Raw genomic sequence first — 2,345 nt, 5'->3', positions numbered from 1 at the left:
TTTATATACAAAATAATTATCAAAAAATTACAAATTTGACAACAAAATTCCACGGCTGAAAAGTCTGAAACCGGCCCCCATCGGGGTCACCCCCCTTTGCGGACCGTTTTCAGACTTTTCAGACTATTTCATTCAGATATGTTTGCTTTAATGCCTGTATCTTGTTTAATTCATTCTCCAGCTGTCCGGGAATTATGACGCCTTCTTCTCCCCTGATTTCATCCACGGTCTTGTAGCCGAACAGAAAGCTTGTCAAAGCACTGATTGTCAGGACTCCTTCGGAATCTTCTGTCTCACTCACCTGTACATCCCGGCTGTCCTGTCCCCCTGTCAGCTTCCAGACCCTGCTGTTTTTTGTAATGATTGAATCCAGCACTGCAAAGGAGCAGGAAAGTCTTTCACCTTCTTTCACCTTCACCGCAGATAAGAATGTCTCCAGATGCAGGATCCTGACCATGATAATAGGCACTTTTTTGACATGCTCCCCGTTACGGCATGCATATATCTTTACCGGCACGTCCCTGCCTGAGCGCAGGTCACGGACTGCTTTCTGAAACTGTGCTTCGTATTCATCCAGATACAGAGGTTCTCTGATTTCCACGACATTCTCTTCACTTGCATAGGCGAACATTCCTTTGATGTCCTGCCCCTCCTTTATAAGCTTCACACCGCCGTTTTCACTCTGCTGTTCAAAGATCATGGTCTGGTAATATGTCTCATCCCTGACCGCACAAACCTGGTATTTCTCCGCAAAATACTGATTGAAGAATGCCGCCATATCTGCCGCATCACGCATTCCTGCATCCGTAAGCTCCAACTCTGCCGCACTGTCCGTCCCCATACTTTCGCACTGGTTCTGGGCATAGACAAACCGGAAGTCATATGGTGTATAGATTGCTTCTGCCGCGGGCATTAAGAAGGTAAACGGCTCTTTGCGTGCATACATGTCCTGCATGGCCTTTCTGAGCAGTTCTCCCATATACCCGCGTTTCCTGTAATTCTCTTCTGTCGCGACAGCAATGATATAATTACACGGAAACTGCCTGTCCTCTACCTGTAGCAGATAAGGGTTCAGCTGGAGCATGGAACGGACACCCCCGTCTTCCTCAATGACATAGATCTGGTTATCCCTCGTTTTTATGAAATAATAATAATCCAGAAATTCCCTGCTGTCCTCTGCAAATACCTTCTCCCACAGCGTCCTCGTCCTGCCGTGTTCATTGATCTCTAGCTTTCGTAACTGCATGCCCGCATTCCTCTCTTCTTACGTTACTTTCTGGCGCATCCATGACAGTTCTCACAGCCGCCCGGATTCGGTGTCATATCATAGCTTGCATAGTTCGTAATCTTCTCCAATGCACAGACCGCCTGTGAAGAAATCCCTTCCCCGCTTCCGGTGAATCCAAGCCCCTCCTCGGTCGTTGCTTTGATATTCACCTGATCCACAGAAATCTTAAGCGCCTTCGCTACATTTTCCCTCATAGTATCAATATAAGGGCGCATCTTCGGCCTTTGTGCAATAATCGTTGCATCAATATTTTCCACGATATAGTTCTGCTCATCGAGCAGTGCCGCTACATGCTCCAGAAGCCTGATGCTGGAGATTCCTTTATATTGGGGATCTGTATCCGGGAAATGCTTTCCAATATCCCCCAGCGCCGCCGCCCCTAAAAGAGCATCCATGACAGCATGTAATAGCACATCTGCATCAGAATGTCCCAAAAGACCTTTCTCATAGGGAATCGTCACGCCGCCCAAAATCAGCTCTCTATCCTCTACAAGCTTATGAACATCGTATCCCATTCCAACCCGCATGAATTATTCCTCCTCTTCCTCATTAGCGTCATCTTCTTCAGAGTCATCTTCCTCATTATCTTCTGCAGTTTCTTCCCCACTATTCTCAAAATCTTCATTCTCTTCTATAGCTTCTGGCTCTTCCGGCTCTTCATTCCTGCCTGCCCATACTCTTCTTATTGCATAGATTGCATATCCGGCACCGGTAATCATAAATATAACCGCCATAATCAGGAAAAACACCATATTCTCCGGCCTGTCAGAGATAGCTGTCATCATACTTTTTACTCCCAGATAGGCGAGATATAGCCCTGCCACTATCCGCAGCACATCCCATGATTTTTGACTCATAATTCCATCCTCCATTTCATTTCTCATTCTCTGATTTTAGCATAAATTGTCTGCGATTACCACCAGAATATCCGGTTGCTGTTTACAGACACGCGTGTAAACAGTTCTAAAAAAAGAAGCCTGTAATTAACAGACTTCTTTTCCAATAGCGGAAACTGGATTTGAACCAGCGACACCACGGGTATGAACCGTGTGCTCTA

3 protein-coding genes are annotated in these 2,345 nt (G+C 46.1%); all 3 read right to left on the bottom strand.

Going from position 1 to position 2,345, the window contains the following annotated elements:
* Positions 1–118: 118 nt before the first annotated feature.
* The 3 genes from ABIN22_RS23335 to ABIN22_RS23325 are packed head-to-tail and all read right to left on the bottom strand — an operon-like array spanning position 119 to position 2,145.
* Positions 119–1,246, bottom strand: a complete 1,128-nt coding sequence (locus ABIN22_RS23335) for a GNAT family N-acetyltransferase (protein WP_346911606.1) — start codon at positions 1,244–1,246, stop codon at positions 119–121.
* 23 nt (positions 1,247–1,269) lie between these two features.
* Positions 1,270–1,815, bottom strand: a complete 546-nt coding sequence (gene ispF, locus ABIN22_RS23330; RefSeq protein ID WP_109733198.1) for a 2-C-methyl-D-erythritol 2,4-cyclodiphosphate synthase — start codon at positions 1,813–1,815, stop codon at positions 1,270–1,272.
* 3 nt (positions 1,816–1,818) lie between these two features.
* Positions 1,819–2,145, bottom strand: coding sequence for a hypothetical protein (locus ABIN22_RS23325; RefSeq protein WP_346911604.1), 327 nt, complete (start codon positions 2,143–2,145; stop codon positions 1,819–1,821).
* Between the last annotated feature and the right edge of the window lie 200 nt (positions 2,146–2,345).

The organism is Faecalicatena orotica (assembly GCF_905197545.1).
GTDB classification, from domain to species: Bacteria; Bacillota; Clostridia; order Lachnospirales; family Lachnospiraceae; genus Faecalicatena_A; species Faecalicatena_A orotica.
The sequence above is the reverse complement of the archived record's forward strand: the minus strand, read 5'-3'. Positions and strand labels throughout refer to the sequence as shown.

Coding starts and splice junctions, on each gene's coding strand:
- ABIN22_RS23335 (WP_346911606.1), bottom strand. CDS start 1,246: ATGCAGTTACGAAAGCTAGAGATCAATGAACACGGCAGGACGAGGACG.
- ispF (WP_109733198.1), bottom strand. CDS start 1,815: ATGCGGGTTGGAATGGGATACGATGTTCATAAGCTTGTAGAGGATAGA.
- ABIN22_RS23325 (WP_346911604.1), bottom strand. CDS start 2,145: ATGAGTCAAAAATCATGGGATGTGCTGCGGATAGTGGCAGGGCTATAT.